The sequence below is a fragment of the Xanthomonas sp. DAR 35659 genome, from assembly GCF_041242975.1.
Classification (GTDB): Bacteria; Pseudomonadota; Gammaproteobacteria; order Xanthomonadales; family Xanthomonadaceae; genus Xanthomonas_A; species Xanthomonas_A medicagonis.
Genome location: NZ_CP162488.1, coordinates 5,193,501 through 5,210,236, shown reverse-complemented (window position 1 = coordinate 5,210,236; position 16,736 = coordinate 5,193,501). Strand labels below are relative to the sequence as shown.

The 16,736-nt window shown below is 68.1% G+C and carries 16 protein-coding genes; 8 read left to right on the top strand and 8 right to left on the bottom strand.

What is annotated here, in order from left to right:
• Window positions 1-72: 72 nt before the first annotated feature.
• The 4 genes from AB3X07_RS22170 to AB3X07_RS22155 form a co-directional block, all read right to left on the bottom strand.
• Window positions 73-348 carry a DUF2164 domain-containing protein gene (locus AB3X07_RS22170; RefSeq protein ID WP_369941337.1) on the bottom strand — a complete coding sequence of 92 codons (276 nt, stop codon included), beginning with the start codon at window positions 346-348 and terminating at the stop codon, window positions 73-75.
• Complete coding sequence (gene hemF, locus AB3X07_RS22165) at window positions 345-1,244, bottom strand: oxygen-dependent coproporphyrinogen oxidase (RefSeq protein ID WP_369941335.1); 900 nt, start codon at window positions 1,242-1,244, stop codon at window positions 345-347. Before hemF ends, AB3X07_RS22170 begins: the two co-directional genes overlap by 4 nt.
• A gap of 434 nt (window positions 1,245-1,678) precedes the next feature.
• Window positions 1,679-2,230, bottom strand: a complete 552-nt coding sequence (locus AB3X07_RS22160; RefSeq protein WP_369941333.1) for a hypothetical protein — start codon at window positions 2,228-2,230, stop codon at window positions 1,679-1,681.
• 161 nt (window positions 2,231-2,391) lie between these two features.
• Window positions 2,392-4,773 (bottom strand): prolyl oligopeptidase family serine peptidase, encoded by a 2,382-nt coding sequence (locus AB3X07_RS22155; protein ID WP_369941331.1) that lies wholly within the window; start codon window positions 4,771-4,773, stop codon window positions 2,392-2,394.
• Window positions 4,774-5,667: 894 nt separating this feature from the next.
• On the opposite strand from AB3X07_RS22155, the gene AB3X07_RS22150 reads away from it, so the two are divergent.
• The 5 genes from AB3X07_RS22150 to AB3X07_RS22130 all read left to right on the top strand — a co-directional run bounded on the left by AB3X07_RS22150 (window position 5,668) and on the right by AB3X07_RS22130 (window position 11,347).
• Entirely contained in the window at window positions 5,668-6,633 is a 966-nt protein-coding gene (locus AB3X07_RS22150; protein WP_369941330.1) for an RHS repeat domain-containing protein, read from the top strand.
• Window positions 6,630-7,082: a HEAT repeat domain-containing protein gene (locus AB3X07_RS22145; protein ID WP_369941327.1), complete on the top strand. Its 453-nt coding sequence runs from the start codon at window positions 6,630-6,632 to the stop codon at window positions 7,080-7,082. The genes AB3X07_RS22150 and AB3X07_RS22145 overlap by 4 nt, the downstream gene beginning before the upstream one ends.
• A gap of 347 nt (window positions 7,083-7,429) precedes the next feature.
• Window positions 7,430-8,830, top strand: coding sequence for a cytochrome ubiquinol oxidase subunit I (locus AB3X07_RS22140; RefSeq protein WP_369941325.1), 1,401 nt, complete (start codon window positions 7,430-7,432; stop codon window positions 8,828-8,830).
• Window positions 8,830-9,846, top strand: coding sequence for a cytochrome d ubiquinol oxidase subunit II (gene cydB / locus AB3X07_RS22135; protein ID WP_369941323.1), 1,017 nt, complete (start codon window positions 8,830-8,832; stop codon window positions 9,844-9,846). Before AB3X07_RS22140 ends, cydB begins: the two co-directional genes overlap by 1 nt.
• 136 nt (window positions 9,847-9,982) lie before the next feature.
• Window positions 9,983-11,347, top strand: coding sequence for an AMP-binding protein (locus AB3X07_RS22130; RefSeq protein WP_369941321.1), 1,365 nt, complete (start codon window positions 9,983-9,985; stop codon window positions 11,345-11,347).
• Between the two features lie 46 nt (window positions 11,348-11,393).
• Here the strand turns inward: AB3X07_RS22130 and AB3X07_RS22125 are convergent, their stop codons facing one another.
• The 4 genes from AB3X07_RS22125 to AB3X07_RS22110 form a co-directional block, all read right to left on the bottom strand.
• Window positions 11,394-11,930 (bottom strand): AAA family ATPase, encoded by a 537-nt coding sequence (locus AB3X07_RS22125; protein ID WP_369941318.1) that lies wholly within the window; start codon window positions 11,928-11,930, stop codon window positions 11,394-11,396.
• Window positions 11,931-11,978: 48 nt separating this feature from the next.
• Entirely contained in the window at window positions 11,979-12,323 is a 345-nt protein-coding gene (locus AB3X07_RS22120; protein ID WP_369941316.1) for a hypothetical protein, read from the bottom strand.
• Window positions 12,324-12,433: 110 nt separating this feature from the next.
• Entirely contained in the window at window positions 12,434-13,444 is a 1,011-nt protein-coding gene (locus tag AB3X07_RS22115) for a pteridine-dependent deoxygenase (RefSeq protein ID WP_369941314.1), read from the bottom strand.
• Complete coding sequence (locus AB3X07_RS22110) at window positions 13,441-14,766, bottom strand: NAD(P)/FAD-dependent oxidoreductase (RefSeq protein WP_369944842.1); 1,326 nt, start codon at window positions 14,764-14,766, stop codon at window positions 13,441-13,443. The genes AB3X07_RS22115 and AB3X07_RS22110 overlap by 4 nt, the downstream gene beginning before the upstream one ends.
• 169 nt (window positions 14,767-14,935) lie before the next feature.
• Between AB3X07_RS22110 and xanC the strand changes: the two genes are divergently transcribed.
• The 3 genes from xanC to AB3X07_RS22095 are packed head-to-tail and all read left to right on the top strand — an operon-like array spanning window position 14,936 to window position 16,714.
• Window positions 14,936-15,205, top strand: a complete 270-nt coding sequence (gene xanC, locus AB3X07_RS22105) for a xanthomonadin biosynthesis acyl carrier protein XanC (RefSeq protein WP_003470209.1) — start codon at window positions 14,936-14,938, stop codon at window positions 15,203-15,205.
• Window positions 15,180-15,911 carry a ketosynthase gene (locus AB3X07_RS22100; protein ID WP_369941312.1) on the top strand — a complete coding sequence of 244 codons (732 nt, stop codon included), beginning with the start codon at window positions 15,180-15,182 and terminating at the stop codon, window positions 15,909-15,911. The genes xanC and AB3X07_RS22100 overlap by 26 nt, the downstream gene beginning before the upstream one ends.
• Window positions 15,912-15,964: 53 nt before the next feature.
• On the top strand, window positions 15,965-16,714 hold the full coding sequence (locus AB3X07_RS22095) for a lysophospholipid acyltransferase family protein (RefSeq protein ID WP_369941310.1): 750 nt from the start codon (window positions 15,965-15,967) through the stop codon (window positions 16,712-16,714).
• Window positions 16,715-16,736 lie beyond the last annotated feature (22 nt).

Here is a 16,736-nt window from a genome sequence, read left to right as displayed (position 1 = left end):
CAGCCGCGACCGGGGCGTTCCCGGCAAGGCCCGGTCGCGGCTGAAGCCGCTCCTACAGGACGCCGGGGCGCCCTATCGCGCCTCCGTCGGCCGTTCGAGCTGGTACAGCGCGTCGTCCAGCGCGTCCAACTGGGCGGCGAGCAGCGCGCGTGCGTCCTGCAGGCCGCGGTTGTAGAAGTGCGCGCCGATGCGCTCGGCGACGAAATCGAGCAGGAACCCGGCCTCGAAGCCGCCGATGTCGTGCTGCAGTTCCTCGCGCACGTAGGCTTGCAGCTGTTCGGCGATGCGGGCCTTGTCGTCGCGGCCGAGCACGCTCGACGGCTGCGGCGTGCGCCGTGGCGCGCTCATGCCAGCCAATCGCGCGGCACCAGGTACTCGGCCAGACGCGCTTCGGCGCTGCCCGTCTCGGGCTGGAACCCGTACTCCCAGCGCACCCGCGGCGGCAGGCTCATCAGGATGCTCTCGCTGCGCCCGCCGCTCTGCAGGCCGAACAGGGTGCCGCGGTCGTAGACCAGGTTGAACTCGACATAGCGTCCGCGCCGGTACAGCTGGAACTCGCGTTCGCGCTCGCCCCACGGCAGCGCGCGGCGGCGCTCGACGATCGGCAGATAAGCGTCCAGGAACCCGTCGCCGACCGCGCGCTGGTAGGCGAAGTCGCGCTCGAAATCGGCGTGCAGGTCGTCGAAGAACAGGCCGCCCACCCCGCGCGTCTCGTTGCGGTGCTTGAGGAAGAAGTACTCGTCGCACCAGCGCTTGTGCGCGGCATAGCGGTCTTCGCCGAACGGCGCGCACAGCGCCTGCGCGGTGCGGTGCCAGTGCTGCACGTCCTCGTCGAACGGGTAGTACGGGGTCAGGTCGAAGCCGCCGCCGAACCACCAGGCCACGGTCTGGCCATCGCGCTCGGCGCGGAAGAAGCGCACGTTGGCATGGGTGGTGGGCAGGTAGGGGCTGTGCGGGTGGAACACGAGCGAGACGCCGGTGGCGCGCCACGAGGCCCCGGCCAGTTCCGGACGGTTGGCGCTGGCCGAGGGCGGCAGGCGGGTGCCGGACACGTCGGAGAAGCCGATCCCGGCCTGCTCGAACAGCGCGCCGTCGCGCAGGATGCGGGTACGGCCGCCGCCGCCTTCCGCCCGCTCCCACAGGTCCTCGGCGAAGCGAGCCTGGCCGTCGGCGGCCTCGATGGCGGCGCAGATGCGGTCCTGCAGGCCGGTCAGGTAGTCGCGTACTCGGTCGAACTCGGTCATGGCGTCGATTGGCTACTGGCGGGGGAGGGCGGCCCCCGCATGCGTTGGCGGCAGGGCGGGCGGCGCGGCGCCCATTATTGCGTGCACCGGCGCGGTGCCTGTTAACCCGGCATGGCGCGGGGCTGGGCGGCCGCAGCGTTGGCTGCCTGGTCGCGCTGGAGATGCCTGTGCGGCGCAGGCGGGACGCCGCATGGATCGGCGTGCGGCGCGGGACGCCACTGCGTGGCGTCCGAGATCCAGGCCGAGCGGCGAATCACGCGGCGAGCGAATGCGGCGTCCCGTGCATCGTCCGCCGGTACCGCCGGCCGCGCATTCGGCCTGGGCCCGCCGCCGTCTTGCGGCAGGACGCGCGTGATCGGCGCCGGGCCGCGTCGGCAAGGCGGTGCGGCGGCAACGCGACATGGTCGTGACAGCGCTGGCGCGTCCCTGGCGACTTAGTTGCGGAACTCGGCGCGGACCGCCGGCCGGTACAGCAGGTAGACGATCCAGCCGTGCAACGCGACGAAGACCACGCAGGTCACCGCCGCGGTGAACATGGCGGTGATGCGCCCGGTGCGCAGTTCGGCCTGCAGTTCCGATGCATCGACGCCCTGCGGCAGCCAGGCCTGCAAGGCATCGAATAGTTCCCACAGCAGCGGCAGGCTGACGAAGTTGGCCAGCGCGGTAAGCACCAGGAAGGCGACGAACGCCAGCCGCGCCCATTCGCGCCGGCGCAGCAGCGCCCAGGACGCGGCGCAGAAGCCCAGCGCGAGCACGACCTGCAGCCACGACAGGGCCAGCAGATGGGCGTGGAACCATTGCAGCAGCGGCGGCAGCCGCAGTTCGATCGCGCCCAGGAAGCCGGCGATCGCACCGGCCGGCAGCGCCGTCACCAGCAGCGCCTGCGCCACCGCGTAGAGCACCCATAGCAGGCCCAGCAGCAGCGACAGCTGCGCCATCGAATCGATCATCGGGTTGCGCGCTACGGGCAGGGGCGGGGGCGGCATCGGCGGTCCTTCGGTGGGGGGGCGGCAGCGGCGGCGCGCCGCGTGCGGCAAGGATAGAGGGCGCTTGCGGTCGGGGCATCGCTGCCTGGCCGCGACCGCCGCTGGCGCGCCCATCGCGGCGGTCGCCGGTCGCCGCCAGCCGCCGCGGCGGCTGGCGAGGCTTACTTCACCTGCTCCTCGAACAGCTTCAGGATCCGCTTGTACTCGTCCAGCCACGAGTCGGCGCGGGTGAAGCCGTGCCGCTCCAGCGGGTACGGGGCGATCTCCCAGTTGTCCTTGTGCAGCTCGATCAGCTTCTGGGTCATGCTGACCGAATCGCGGAAGAACACGTTGTCGTCGACCATGCCGTGGGCGATCAGCAGGTGGTCGCGCAGGCCGGCGGCGTACTCGATCGGCGAGGAGGCGCGGTAGGCCTCCGGGTCCAGCTCCGGGGTGTTGAGGATGTTGGCGGTGTACTCGTGGTTGTACTGGCTCCAGTCGCCGACCGGGCGCAGCGCGGCGCCGGCCTTGAACGTGCCCGGGCTGCGGAACAGCGCCATGTAGGTCATGAAGCCGCCGTAGGAGCCGCCGTAGATGCCGGCGCGGTCGCGGTCGCCCTGCTTGTCGGCCACCAGCCAGTCCAGGCCGTCCAGGTAGTCCTCCAGTTCCGGATGGCCCATGTTGCGGTAGATCGCGGTGCGCCAGTCGCGGCCGTAGCCGGCGCTGGCGCGGTAGTCCAGGTCCAGCACGATGTAGCCCTTCTGCACCAGCAGGTTGTGGAACATCTGCTCGCGGAAGTACGGCGTGTAGCGCGCCGACACGTTCTGCAGGTAGCCGGCGCCGTGCACGAACATCACGATCGGGTAGCGCTTGCCGGGCTCGGGATGCCGCGGGCCGTAGTACTTGCCCCAGACCACGCCGGCGCCGTGCTTGGACGGCACCTGCACGTACTGCGGCTGGATCCAGGGGCGCGCCTTGAACGCGGCGCTGCGGGTATCGGTGAGCACGCGCGCCTCGCCGCCGGCGACCGGTACCAGCGCCAGCTGCGGCGGCAGGTAGCTGCCGGAGTAGCGCACCAGCAGTTGCTTGCCGTCCGGCGACAGCGCGAAGTCCTCCACGCCGTCGAGCGCGGTCAACTCGGCGACGCGGTCGTCGCGCAGATCGAGCTTGCACACCTCGTAATCGCCCGGCCACTTGCGGTTGCACAGGAACAGGAAGCCCTGGCCGTCGGCGCTGACCAGCGGCGCGGACACCTCCCACTTGCCGGAGGTGCGCTGCCGCGGCGCCTCGTTGCCGCGCTGGGTGTACAGATGCGAATAGCCGGACTGTTCGGACAGCAGCCACAGCGTCTGGTTGTCCGGCAGCCAGCCGAAGTCGTTGAAGCTCCAGCCGATCCAGGCCGCGTCGGTGAGGCGGTGGCGGTTGCGCAGAGTGGCCTTGTCCAGGTCGACGCTGGCGATCCAGCGGTCCTTGTTGTCGACCGCGCGCAGCAGCACAGCCACATTGCGGCCGTCCTCGCTCCAGTGGATGGCCGGACCGGTGCCGTCGCCGTCGGTCTCCACGCGCACCGCGCGCGGGCCCTTCAGCGGCTCCTGCTTGGCGGCCTTGCGCAGCGCCGCCAGTGGGTCGGCATCGATGCCCGGCAGCGCGGCCACGTCGAGCTTGCGCGCGCTGCCGACGGCCACGTCGACCAGCCACAGGGTCTGCGCCAGCGGCGGGTTGCGGCCGACGCGGGTGCGGGTTTCCTGGAATTCCTCGTAGCCCGATTCGGTCACGTACTTGGGCATCTTGCCGTCGCGCCCTTCGTCGGCGCCCTTGGCGTGGGTCACCACCAGCAGGTGGCGGCCGTCCGGGGACAGCGCGCTGTCGTCGATCGCCACGTCCTCGCCCAGGTACACCGGCGCCGGCGCGCGGCTGCCGTCGGCGCGGCGCCAGGCCTGTTCCTGCTGCCGCGCCAGGTCGCGCTGCGCGCGGTCGCGGGCCAGGGTCTCCAGGGTGCGCAGCTGTTGCTCGCGCAGTGCGTCGGGCTTGGGCGTGGCGTCGGGATCGCGCTCGGCCTTGAGCACGGCGGCCTGCTGGGTGCCGCCGCCGGCGCTCCAGCGGTACCAGTCGTTGCCCACGCGCCACAGCGCGCCGCCGTCGGTGGTGAACTGCGGGCGCGCGGCGGCCTCGTTGCTGCGGGTCAACTGGGTCAGCGCGCCGCTGCGCAGGTCGCGCAGGAACACGTCGCCGTTGCGCACGAACAGCATGCGCTGGCGGCGGGCGTCGTAGACCGGATTGGCCGCGTCCAGGCTGCTGCGCTGGGTATCTTCCACGCGCTGCGCGGCGCCGCCGTCGAGGCCCTGGCGGTAGGTGTCGCGCACGGGGCTGCCGGCACGCTTGAGCTGGTACTGCACCTGCTTGCCGTCCCAGGCCCACCACGCCTCCTCCACCGGCGGCCCGATCCAGTCCGGATCGGCCATCGCCTGCTCGATGGTCAACGGGGCGGCATCCTGGGCCGCGGCCAGCGGCGGCTGGCAGGACAGGGACAGCAACACAACAGCGCTCAGGGCGAAGCGACGCATCTGGAATTCCGGGCGAACGGCAAACCGCAAGCGTAGCAGCCGGCCGAACGCGGGCGACTGCGCCATCGGTCATGGGCGACCAAGAGCATCCGCATTGGTGGCGCTTGCTGGAGATGTTGTCAAAACATGTGGCGATTAGAGTAAGTAGCGCACATGGAGCCGAGGCAGAGAATCGAAGCCGATGGTCGATCCTTGGGCGACCTATACTCGTGGTCAAGAGCGCTAAATCGGTTGGCGCCTCTCACGCCTGCCAATCGTGCCTGACCCCAAGATACTTGTTCGACAAAGCCTTCGATGCCGATGTGGAATCGAACCCGGTTGATAAACGTGGGCCGATTAATTGGCGGAAGGAGAAGGTAGTCCGCTGTTTGGGTACGACTTGCTGCGATCGCAGAATATCCTTGACAGTCTTCGGTGCGTTCCATCACAGTTCCAATCGGGGATCCAATCTGCGGCAGACGTGCAGCATTTGGCATGCGCCATGCGCCGACGATTTGTGCTGTGCCCCCTTTGCACTATGTTGAAACTAGGGGGAAACATGGATTGTCGCTTCGTTCGGCACCGGCTTGCCCGGTCACATAAGTTGTGCAATCCGTTGCGATTGCCACCTCGGCAGTCGACGACACAGGAATTTCGCGCTTTGAAGAGGATCGGCCCGGGTGGCATAGCATCGCTCGCGACCTTGATGACGGCGTTGGTTAACAAGCGAAAGATCAATCTGCTGAGTCAGGGCTGCGCCATTTCTAATGGTTTTCTTTCTTGCGGATATGCATTGTAGGTTCCGTTGGGTATGTTGCACCGCAATGTTTCTAGGAGAAGCGATGTCGTTCTGCTTTTGCGAGAGAAGTCGCCTCTATGTCGTGCATGTGTAGGTTCCAATCGCAAGGACGAGTGATGCCAAAGTTAAAGGGGATTTGTGCGGCGATGCGCTATGTGGCTGTGGCCGCCTTTTCATTGTTCGTTGTTTTCGGTGCTTCGGCGCAGACGATCCGGTACATTCACACGGATGGGCTAGGCTCTGTCGTGCTGGAGACGGATAAGAACCGCAATGCACTAGAGCGAAGCGAATATGAGCCTTATGGAAGCCTGTTGAGTAGTTCGATCAAGGATGGTCCTGGTTACACAGGACATGTTAAGGATGTCTCGACCGGGCTGAATTATATGCAGCAAAGATACTACGATTCATCGATTGGAAGCTTCCTTAGTGCTGATCCGATCTCTGTGAATGGTTATAGCGGGTCAAATTTCAATAGATATGCATATGCTAATAATAGCCCCTATCGCTTCGTGGATTTGGATGGTCGGATATCAACAGAGTGTGGATTGTGTGCAAGGTATATTCCGCCCGAAGAGAGATTTGGCGTAAGTAAAATAGCGGGTGCTGGAAAACAAAATACGGATAAGCCAGTTACACTTATGGCGGAAATCGTAGTGAGGCCCTATCAAGAGGCTGATGGAAGTGGCGGTATGGAGCGTAGATTTGGTTTGACTAGCCCTTCTTTAAGTGATGGATGGATTGTTCAGAAAATTAGAGCCGATTTGATAGGGCGTGACAATGGAATCGTAGTTAAAAATCAGTACCAGCAATATTGGGAGGCCTTTCGCATATATAAGGGTCAGCAGCACTCTGTGGAAAATGATAAATTTTATGTTCCATCTCCGCTAGGGGTGTCCCCACAAGGAAGTATTACCCTAAAAGCTACTGCGCGTTACTATGAGGGCCTGATTTTGCCAGGCAGCTTTACAAGGGGTGGCGCCCGCGAGGCTGGAAAGCTATACTCGACCTACAATGACCCAAATCTCGATGCGTCCAACGCATCAAATGTAGTTGAGTACAACTTCAGGTTGGATTGGCCATGATTAAAAATATTTTCCATTTTTTTTGTTTTGTATTTTTAATTTTTACACTCAAAACAGAGGCGCGAAATCGGAGTGAGTTTTCTTCACTTCTCGTTTCTTCCGTCGATTTTTGTAGCCACGAAGATTTGCCTGAAAGTTCATGCTATGAGCGGTTGGATGACTATTTTTACCAGATATACGACATGAGTAATGTTGAGCTGAGTGCGAAGATCGATGACGCCTCAATCATGGCGGTTTGTTCTTTGCTGGGTCATGAGAACTACATGGTCAGATATCGCGCTGCTCGCATCTTGGGGGCGATGGGGAAAGCCGCAACGATTGCACTTCCCAGGTTGCGTGCTGCTGAGGCGGATTCAAAGCCGAAGTTTGGTGGTGGCGCCCTCTTTCAGGGACAAGAGGCGGAAAAGGCCATCGGGTTGGCTATCGAGAGAATTGAAGGGGAGCGCTAGGGAACTGCCTTCCGAGGTGGTTACAGCCATCCATTTCGGCTTGCATGTATCCGTCTCAATATAGTGGGCGACGCTGCCGAACCCGCCAGCGACGTGTGCGGATATGTAAGCGTATGATGACTTGCGCAGATGAGACCAGCTCGCGTGGGCTGCGTGTGTTTTCTTGCCGCTAGACTGGCTTCCGAGCCAGCGCATCGGCATTCGCAGCAGATTGGCCCCTTCAGCCAAGGCGCCACGATCAGCGCATAGCAGCACCAATCGGCAAGATGCTGCGACAAACCGTCACATGCCATTTCGCCGCGTCGCAACAACAATAGGCACCGTTCCCGCTGCCTCAGGCGCACCTCATGGACGCCCTGCTGCTCTCGCGCATCCAGTTCGGATTCGTCATCAGCTTCCACGTGTTGTTTCCGGCCTTCACCATCGGCCTGTCGAGCTGGCTGGCGTTCCTGGAGTGGCGCTGGCTGAGCACCCGCGACACCTTGTGGCGCGACCTGTATTTCTTCTGGCTGAAGATCTTCGCCGTGTCCTTCGGCATGGGCGTGGTCAGCGGCATCGTGATGAGCTTCCAGTTCGGCACCAACTGGTCGGTGCTCAGCGAGCGCGCCGGCAACATCCTCGGGCCGCTGCTCAGCTACGAGGTGCTGACCGCGTTCTTCCTGGAAGCCTCGTTCCTGGGGGTGATGCTGTTCGGGTGGCGCAAGGTGCCGGAGAAACTGCATTTCCTCTCCACCTGCCTGGTCGCGATCGGCACGCTGATCTCCACGTTCTGGATCCTGTCGGCCAACAGCTGGCTGCACACGCCGGCCGGCTACGCGATCGTCGATGGCGTGTTCCAGCCGGCGCACTGGCGCGAGGTGATCTTCAATCCCTCCTTCCCGTACCGGCTGGCGCACATGGTGCTGGCCGCGTTCATCACCACCTGCTTCGTGATCGGCGGGGTCAGCGGCTGGTATCTGCGCCGTGGCGTGCACGTGGAACTGGCCGGGCGGATGCTGAAGCTGGCGGTGGCGTTCGCCGCCATCGCCGTGCCGCTGCAGATCGCCGCCGGCGACGCGCATGGCTTGAACACGCTGGAGCACCAGCCGATCAAGGTGGCGGCGATGGAGGCGCACTGGCATGACGAAGCCCCCGGCGCCGGCGTGCCGCTGGTGCTGTTCGCGGTGCCCAACGAGCAGGCCGAGCGCAACGACTACGAGGTCAAGATCCCGCGCGTGGGCAGCCTGATCCTGACGCATACCCTGGACGGCGAGATCGCGCCGCTGACCTCGGTGCCGGCCGACGAGCGGCCGCCGGTGAAGCCGGTGTTCTACGCGTTCCGGATCATGGTCGGATTGGGCATGGCGATGCTGCTGCTGGCATTCGTCTCGCTGTGGTTCTGGTGGCGCGGCACGCTGCTGCGGCGCCGCTGGCTGCACCTGGCCTGGAACGCGATGCTGCCGGCCGGGTTCGTGGCGCTGCTGGCCGGTTGGTTCGTCACCGAGATCGGGCGCCAGCCGTACGTGATCTATGGTCTGCTGCGCACCGACGACGCGGCCAGTGCGGTCAGCCCGGCGATGGTGTGGGTGTCGCTGAGCGTGTACGTGCTCGCCTATGCCTTCGTGTTCGGCTTCGGCGGCTGGTACATCCTCAAGATGCTGCGCAAGGGGCCGCTGCCGCACGAGCCGGAGCCGCAACTGCACGATGGCGAGAAGACCCCGGCGCGGCCGATCTCGGCGGCCGACGACGACCTCGAGGAGACGCGCTGATGGACATGGCGACCGTATTGCCGGTGATCTGGTTCGGGGTGATCGGCTTTGGCGTGCTGATGTACGTGCTGCTGGACGGCTTCGTGCTCGGCCTGGGCATCCTGGCCCCGTTCGCCGAGGACGAGGCGCAACTGGACCTGATGATGAACACCGCCGCGCCGATCTGGGACGGCAACGAGACCTGGCTGGTGCTCGGCGGTGCCGGCCTGCTGGCGGCGTTTCCCAAGGCCTATGCGCTGATCCTGTCGGCGCTGTATCTGCCGGTGCTGCTGATGCTGATCGCGTTGGTGTTCCGCGGCGTGGCGTTCGAGTTCCGCTTCAAGGCGCACAGCTCCAAGTATCTGTGGGGCTGGGCGTTCGCGGCCGGCTCGCTGTGCGCGGCGTTCTGGCAGGGCGTGATCCTCGGCGCGCTGGTCGAAGGCATGCCGCTGCAGGACGGCAAGTACCTGGGCGGCGTGCTCGGCTGGTTCAGCCCGTTCTCGATGCTGACCGGCGCGGCGGTGGTGTTCGGCTACGCCCTGCTTGGCGGCAGTTGGCTGATCCTGAAGACCGAGGGCGCGATGCAGCGCGTCGCGCGTTCGCTGACCCGGCCGCTGGTGCTGGTGGTGGTGGTGTTCATGGGCCTGGTCAGCGCCTGGCTGCCGTTCCTGGACTCGCGGATCATGGCGCGCTGGTTCCACGACGGGAACTTCTGGTGGCTGTCGCCGGTGCCGCTGCTGGTGCTGCTCAACGCGTTCGCGCTGTGGCGCGCGACGATGGCGCAGGGCCGCGACGCGCGCCCGTTCGTGCTGACCCTGTGCTTCTTCGTGCTCGGCTTCTTCGGCCTGGTGCTGGGCATCTGGCCGAACATCGTGCCGCCCGGACTGAGCATCTGGGACGCGGCCTCGCCGCCGTCCTCGCAGGGCTTCGTGCTGGCCGGGCTGGCGGTGCTGCTGCCGGTGATCCTGGGCTATACCGCGTGGTCGTACCGGGTGTTCCGCGGCAAGATCACCGCCGACAGCGGCTACCACCACTGACCCCGCGCGGCGCCCGGCCGCGGCGCCGCGCGCGCCGCCGCCGGCGCGGGCGGCTTGCCAGCGGCGGTGGCGGCGGCCAAGCTAGGCGCTCCCGCCGTTCGCCGCGGGCCAGCCGCCCGCCGAGCCGTCGCCACGCATGTCCGCCGTTCCCGATTCCGTTTCCGACCCTGTTTCCGCACCGCGCCTGCATCCGCTCGCGGTCGGCGCGCCGCAGCGCGCGCTGGCCTTCGCCGGCGACCGGCACATCGATCTGGCCACGTTTCTCGGCCACGTGCGCGGCCTGGCCGCGGCGCTGCCGGCGGGCCGCTATGCGCTGAACCTGTGCGAGGACCGCTACCGCTTCATGGTCGCGTTCTGCGCGGTGGCCTTGCGCGGACAGACCTCGCTGCTGCCGTCCTCGCGCGCGCCGGCGGTGGTCGCCGAGGTGCAGCGCAGCCATGCCGACAGCTACTGCCTGGGCGACCAGGCGCTGGCCGAGCCGCCGCCGCATTACTGGCGGTTGCCCGAGCCGCTGCCGAGCCTGGATGGCGACATGCCGCAGCTGGCGGCCGATGCGCTGGTCGCGATCGGCTTCACCTCCGGCAGCACCGGCGCGCCCAAGCCCAATCCCAAGACCTGGGGCAGCTTCCTGACCAGCACCCGCCAGGACCTGCTGGCGCTGGCCGGGCTGTGGCCGGCCGAGGCCGTGCCGCAGGTGGTGGCGACGGTGCCGCCACAGCACATGTACGGCATGGAGCTGTCGGTGCTGCTGCCGCTGGTCACGCCGCTGGCGGTGCATGCCGGGCGGCCGTTCTTCCCGGAGGACGTGGCGCGCGCGCTGGCGCAGGTGCCGGCGCCGCGACTGCTGGTGACCACGCCGGTACACCTGCGCGCGCTGGTCGAATCCGGCGTCGCCCTGCCGCCGCTGGCCGGGATCGTCTCGGCCACCGCGCCGCTGGCGCAGGAGCTGGCCGCGGCGGCCGAGGAGCGCTTCGGCGGGCAGGTGCGCGAGATGTTCGGCTCCACCGAAACCTGCGTATTCGCCAGCCGTCGCACCGCCTGCGAGCTGCCGTGGACGCCGTTGCCCGGCGTGCGCGTGGCGCCGCAGCCGGACGGCACCCTGGTGCATGCGCCGCACCTGGCGCAGCCGGTGCTGCTGGCCGACCTGATGGAAGTGGACGCCGACGGCCGCTTCCAGGTACGCGGGCGCCAGGCCGATCTGCTGGAAATCGCCGGCAAGCGCGCTTCGCTGGCCGACCTGACCCGGCGCCTGCTGGCGCTGCCGGGCGTGGTCGATGGCGCGATCCTGCAACTGGACCCGGAGCCGGGCCAGGCGGTGGGTCGCATCGCCGCGGTGGTGGTGGCGCCGGGCCTGGACGATGCCGCGATCCTGGCCGCGCTGCGCCGCGAACTGGATCCGGTGTTCCTGCCGCGCCGGCTGCGCAAGCTCGACGCGCTGCCGCGCAACGAGACCGGCAAGCTGCCGCGCGATCGGTTGCTGGCGTTGTTGGCGGGCCCTTGAGCCTGCGTGTTCCGGCGTCGTGCAAGTCCGGAAGCGAAGGTGGGCCCTACTCCGACAAGCGTCTCGACACTTCCGCCACGAGGCGCTCCACGTCCACCGGCACGCGCGTATCCACCGCGACGACCGACCCGAGCCCCACGGGACCGTCGTATTCGGCAAGCATGTCCGGCGGCAGTTCTTTCAAGGGATGCGCGGGGTGATGTGCGCTTACCGCTGCGCGATCCCGAAAACGTCGGGTGGTTTCCTCGCGACCGCAGTCGCAGTGGACCTCGACGATGACCGCCTCCAAGCCGGCCAGTTTGTCGCGTTCGTAGGCGCTGCGCGGCCGGAAATTGGCCTCCAGCACCGCGTGCGGCGTATGCCGCGCCAGCGACCAGAGGACTTCCATCGCCGCGCCGCCAATGCGGCGCGAGGCGTCCAGATCGCCGCAGCGATCGCCGAGGCGGTCGGTGAGCGTTTCCTTGATGACATCCTTGCAGAACAGCGGAAAGCCGAGCCGTTTGGCGAGCGGTATCGCCAACGTGGTCTTCCCCACGCCAGGCGCGCCGGAAACGATCACGATCTTGCGGCGAATGTCGGACATGGACGGTTGGCGCATGGACTCGGCGCGGATCCCGCGGCGGCCGCGCCGCTACTTGGGATCCGGGTGCGCGCAGAGGTAATCGGCGAAGCGCGAGGTCAGCTGCGCCTTGCGCATGGCCTCCAGCGTCGCGGTGGCCGGGCAGGTCACGCCGTTCTCGTTCGCGCAGCGCGTGTCGGCGCTGTTGGCCGCGTCCAGGCGCGCGCGTTGCTGCGTCGATAGCGCCTCCTCGAAGCGCTCCTGCGCATAGTCGAGGTCGGCGGGCGAGATCGCGCGGACGCCGCGTGCCGGGCACAATGCATCGGTGCGCTGGGCCAGGTCCTCGAACGCCTCGCCGATCATCCGTTGCGGCTGGGCCGACGCCGACGCGGCCAGCAGGAACGCCAGGAACAGCATGGGTGTCTCCACGAGCGCGGTGGTGGGCGCACGCTAGCACGGACGCGGGCGGCGATTGTGTCGCGTCGATGGCGCGGCGGGTGGCGGCCCGCCACCGCGCTAGCGCCGGTTCAGCCGTGCACGCCGTCGATCTCCACCGCCAGTTCGTCGCGGCAGATCACCGCGTGCAGCAGCAGGCGCGGCACGCGGTCGCCGAAGCGGGCATCGAGCGCGGCGGCGACCAGCGGCAGGTCGGCCGCCTCGCGCACGTAGACCTTCAGCCGGGTGCCGTCGCCGAACTGCGTCGGCAGGTCCGGCGCATGCGCGCGGGCGGCGGCCAGCAGCGCGTCGAAGTTGGCGAAGGTTTCCTCCAGTTGCGCCAGCAACTGGCCGCTGTGCATGGAGGCGTGGCCGACCACGCTGGCGGTGCCGGACAGCAGCAGCGGCATGTCGCTGCCGGCCGGCGGCAGCATGGCGCGGGCGAAGCTCGGCGACTGCGGGCCGTACTGGCGCGGGTAGCGGTAGGCGCTGACCTGGCGCGGGTTCTCCAGCGGGGTGCCGGCCTGCGCGGCGGCCAGCCAGTAGATCTGGATCACCCGCGCGTCGTCGCAGCGGCCCACCGCGGTGGCGGCCGGGAGCTGGCTGGTGTCGAAATCGCCCAGCCCGCGCGCGCGGCCGACGCAGAACTGGCGGTAGCGTTCGCGGTCGCCGCTGCCCAGGGTGATCGCGTCCAGGTAGTTCCAGATGCGCAGCAGGCGCGGCGTGGCGCTGCCGGCGACGAAGGCGGTGATCTGCGCATAGGCCAGCGCCGAGGCTTCCTCGATGTCCAGCGCCTGTTCGTCGATCTCGATCACGCCGAACTGCAGGCGGCCGTCGCTGGCCCAGGCGATGTCGCCGTCGCGGCCGCTGCGCACCGCCGCGTCGGTGCGCCAGATCTCGAGCACGCGCGGGCCGTGCGGTTGCAGCGGCACGCGCAGGTAGCGCGGATCGTCGTGGCGCGGCGCGTCGTTGCCGAACCCGAACACCGCCAGCACCCGCTCGTCGCGCAGTAGGTCGCCCGGATCGGTCTCGGCGACGTAGTCCACCTGCAGCTGCGGATGCCGCTGGTCGTGGGACGGGAACTGCGGGTGCGGCCGGCTCATCGTGTGTCTCCATGCAAGGTGTCGCCCTGGAACTGTTCGCGGGCCTGGCGGCGGCGGTGGCGCCAGGCGGCCCATGCGCGCGGCAGCATCGCCACCGCGGAGATGGCGTAGATGGCGCGGAACACGCGCAGCCGGCGCAGCACCGCGCGGTTGTCGAACACGTCGCCGGCCAGCATCGCCACCACCGCCGCTTCCACCTGCAGCACGTTGCGCGGGTTGGCGAACAGTTCGCGCATGGTCGGCGAGGTGAAGCGGTAGATGAACCACTTGAACTCGTCCAGGCCGCGCCGCAGGTGCTTCTCCAGGCCGCGCTGCAGCCGCGCCTCGCGCGCCGGATCGCGCAGCGCCGCGTCCACCATCGCCGCGCCGCGCTCGGCGCTGTGCATGGCCAGGTACACGCCGGAGGAGAACATCGGGTCGACGAAGGCGTAGGCGTCGCCGAGCATCAGCCAGCGCGGCCCGCTCATGCGCGTGCATTCGTAGGCGTAGTTGCCGGTGGCGTGCACCGGCGCCACGCGCTGCGCGCCGGCCATGCGCGCGGTCACGTCCGGGTTCAGCGCCAGGGTGCGCATCAGGAACGTTTCGCTGTCGCAGCCCTGGCGGGTCTTCATGTACTCCGGGTAGCACACCGCGCCGACGCTCATCACGTCGTCGGGCAACGGGATCAGCCACATCCAGCCGTGCGGGTGGCGATAGATGCTGATGTTGCCGGCATCCTCGCCCGGGCGCCGGGTCACCCCGCGGAAATGGCTGAACAGCGCCGCCGACTGGTGCCGCGCGTTGGCGCGCTTGAGCTTGAGCTTGTTGCCGAGGAAGGTGTCGCGGCCGCTGGCGTCGATCAGGTAGCGCGGGCGGAACGTGCGCACGCCGTCGGCGCCGCGCGCCTGCACCAGCGGGCGTTCCCCGTCCAGTTGCACCGCCTCGACCTTGACGCCTTCGTGCAGCTCGGCGCCGGCGGCGCGGGCGTGGGCGAACAGCACCCGGTCGAACTCGGCGCGCGGCACCTGGAAGGCGAAGTCCGATTGCGCGTCCAGCGCCTCGGCGAAGCGGAAGGTGTTGTAGCCGCCGGCATCGTTGGGGAAGTCGGCGCCGAGCTTGAGCACGCCGATCGCGCGCACCTGCTCGAGCACGCCCAGCCGCTGCAGGATCGGCATGTTCATCGGCAGCAGCGATTCGCCGATGTGGAAGCGCGGGTGGTGGTCCTTCTCCAGCAGGGTCACCTTCCAGCCCTTCTGCGCCAGCAGCGTGGCCGCGGCGCAACCGGCGGGACCGCCGCCGATCACCAGCACGTCGGGCGTTTCCGCCGCGGGCGTCGGCGGCATGCCGGGCGAGGGCGCATGGGCCGTGGCGGTGGCATTCATCCTGGAAAAACCTTCGGTGGGCGTGTAAGACGGTTGCCATGATAGCTTGCCGGCCCGGGCCGGACAGTTGCGCCGCTGCCCGCGATGCACCATCGTGTCGCACCTGTCCTCACCGCCTGGAAGCCCCTGGATGTCTTCGCAAACCGCCGCCGAACGTGAACTGGCCGAGCTGCTGGTCGAGAGCCTGAACCTGGAAGACGTGCAGCCCGGCGACATCGATCCGGAGGCGCCGCTGTTCAACACCGGGCTGGGACTGGACTCGATCGACGCGCTGGAGCTGGCGCTGGCGATCAGCAAGCGCTACGGCTTCCAGCTGCGCTCGGACAACGACGAGAACCGCCGCATCTTCGCCTCGCTGCGCGCGCTGTCGGCGCATGTCGAAGCCAACAAGACCAGCTGACCCGGCCGCCGCGGCGCCGTGGGCGCTGGCGCTGAGCGTGCTGCTGGCGCTGGCGTATTCGCCGCTGGCGCACTGGGCCAATGCCGCGCACCGTTCCGATCTGGCCGTCCTGGCCGGCGCGGCGCTGGTGCTGATGCTGCTGGTGGAGCCGATGGCGCGGCGGCGGCCGTGGGCCTGGGCGCTGGCGTTGCTGGCGCTGGCGGCGCTGCTGCCGCTGTGGGGCTCGCCGCACGCGCTGCTGCTGCTGGCCGCGCCGCCGGTGCTGTTCACCGCCTGGGTGGCCTGGTTCTTCGGCCGCAGCCTGCAGCGCGGGCGCACGCCGCTGATCTCGCGCATCGTCGAGGCGCTGTACCGCCAGGCCGGCCTGGCGCTGACCCCGGCGCAACTGCGCTACACGCGCCGGCTGACCCTGGCCTGGGCGCTGTTGCTGGCGGCGCTGACCGTGCTGAACCTGGTGCTGGCGCTGTGTGCCGTGCCCAGCGGGGTGCTGGCGCAGCTGGGGCAGGCCTCGCCGCTGCCGATCGGCGACGCGCGCGCCTCGCTGATGGCCAATGTCCTGGGCTACGGGGTCATCGGCGGCTTCTTCGTCGGCGAGTACATCCTGCGCGGGCGCTGGTTTCCGCAGCGTCCCTACCGTAATCTGCCGGACTTCCTGCATCAGTTGGCGCGGCTGGGGCCGGTTTTTTGGCGCGACCTGTTGCGCTGACGCGCGCATCGCGGGGGCAGAGGGTTGTGCAGATCATCAAGGAAAAAATGAAGATGCCGCAGGCAGGGATGCCGTCGCGCATGGCCTGGGCCGTGTGGAACGCCGTGCAATTGCTGTTCACCCTGGCCTTCACCGCGGTGGGCATCGTCGTGGCGCTGGGGCTGCTGTTGCTGTCCGGGCCGCGCCTGCCGCTGCGCATGGGCGCGCGGGTGTGGGCGCCGGTGCTGTTCTTCGGCGCCGGCGCGCGCCTGGTGGTGGAAGGCCGGGAGCGGGTCGACTGGTCGCGCAACCACCTGTTCGTCAGCAACCACCAGTCGATCATCGACATCTGCGCCCTGTTCGCGGCGCTGCCGGTGCCGCTGCGCTTCCTGCTCAAGGACGAAATGCTGCGGGTGCCGTTCGTGAACTGGTACGCGCGCGCCACCGGCATGCTGTTCCTGGACCGCGACAGCCGCCGCGCCGGGGCCATGGTGCGGCGCCAGGCCGCGGCGCTGCTGCGCCAGGGCCAGGACCTGTGCCTGTTCCCGGAGGGCACCCGCAGCCGTAGCGGCGAACTGGCCGAATTCAAGGCCGGGCTACTGCAGGCCGCTATCGATGCCGGCGTGAACGTGGTGCCGGTGGCGTTGGACGGGGCGGGCAAGGTGCTGCCGTCGACCAGCCTGTTCCGGGTCCGGCCCGGGGTGATCCGGGTCCGCATCGGCGCGCCGATCGAAGTGAACGGCCCCGATGGCCCGCTGGACCGGCAACAGCTGACCCAGCGGGCGCATCACGCCGTCCGTGCCATGCTCGAACCCAGGATCTGAGTCGTACCCCTATGGATTTCGT

What these genes read in the sequence shown, in the direction of transcription:
- AB3X07_RS22170 (WP_369941337.1), bottom strand. Translation starts at nt 348, where the DNA reads ATGAGCGCGCCACGGCGCACGCCGCAGCCGTCGAGCGTGCTCGGCCGC.
- hemF (WP_369941335.1), bottom strand. Translation starts at nt 1,244, where the DNA reads ATGACCGAGTTCGACCGAGTACGCGACTACCTGACCGGCCTGCAGGAC.
- AB3X07_RS22160 (WP_369941333.1), bottom strand. Translation starts at nt 2,230, where the DNA reads ATGCCGCCCCCGCCCCTGCCCGTAGCGCGCAACCCGATGATCGATTCG.
- AB3X07_RS22155 (WP_369941331.1), bottom strand. Translation starts at nt 4,773, where the DNA reads ATGCGTCGCTTCGCCCTGAGCGCTGTTGTGTTGCTGTCCCTGTCCTGC.
- AB3X07_RS22150 (WP_369941330.1), top strand. Translation starts at nt 5,668, where the DNA reads ATGCCAAAGTTAAAGGGGATTTGTGCGGCGATGCGCTATGTGGCTGTG.
- AB3X07_RS22145 (WP_369941327.1), top strand. Translation starts at nt 6,630, where the DNA reads ATGATTAAAAATATTTTCCATTTTTTTTGTTTTGTATTTTTAATTTTT.
- AB3X07_RS22140 (WP_369941325.1), top strand. Translation starts at nt 7,430, where the DNA reads ATGGACGCCCTGCTGCTCTCGCGCATCCAGTTCGGATTCGTCATCAGC.
- cydB (WP_369941323.1), top strand. Translation starts at nt 8,830, where the DNA reads ATGGACATGGCGACCGTATTGCCGGTGATCTGGTTCGGGGTGATCGGC.
- AB3X07_RS22130 (WP_369941321.1), top strand. Translation starts at nt 9,983, where the DNA reads ATGTCCGCCGTTCCCGATTCCGTTTCCGACCCTGTTTCCGCACCGCGC.
- AB3X07_RS22125 (WP_369941318.1), bottom strand. Translation starts at nt 11,930, where the DNA reads ATGTCCGACATTCGCCGCAAGATCGTGATCGTTTCCGGCGCGCCTGGC.
- AB3X07_RS22120 (WP_369941316.1), bottom strand. Translation starts at nt 12,323, where the DNA reads ATGCTGTTCCTGGCGTTCCTGCTGGCCGCGTCGGCGTCGGCCCAGCCG.
- AB3X07_RS22115 (WP_369941314.1), bottom strand. Translation starts at nt 13,444, where the DNA reads ATGAGCCGGCCGCACCCGCAGTTCCCGTCCCACGACCAGCGGCATCCG.
- AB3X07_RS22110 (WP_369944842.1), bottom strand. Translation starts at nt 14,766, where the DNA reads ATGCCGCCGACGCCCGCGGCGGAAACGCCCGACGTGCTGGTGATCGGC.
- xanC (WP_003470209.1), top strand. Translation starts at nt 14,936, where the DNA reads ATGTCTTCGCAAACCGCCGCCGAACGTGAACTGGCCGAGCTGCTGGTC.
- AB3X07_RS22100 (WP_369941312.1), top strand. Translation starts at nt 15,180, where the DNA reads ATGTCGAAGCCAACAAGACCAGCTGACCCGGCCGCCGCGGCGCCGTGG.
- AB3X07_RS22095 (WP_369941310.1), top strand. Translation starts at nt 15,965, where the DNA reads ATGCCGCAGGCAGGGATGCCGTCGCGCATGGCCTGGGCCGTGTGGAAC.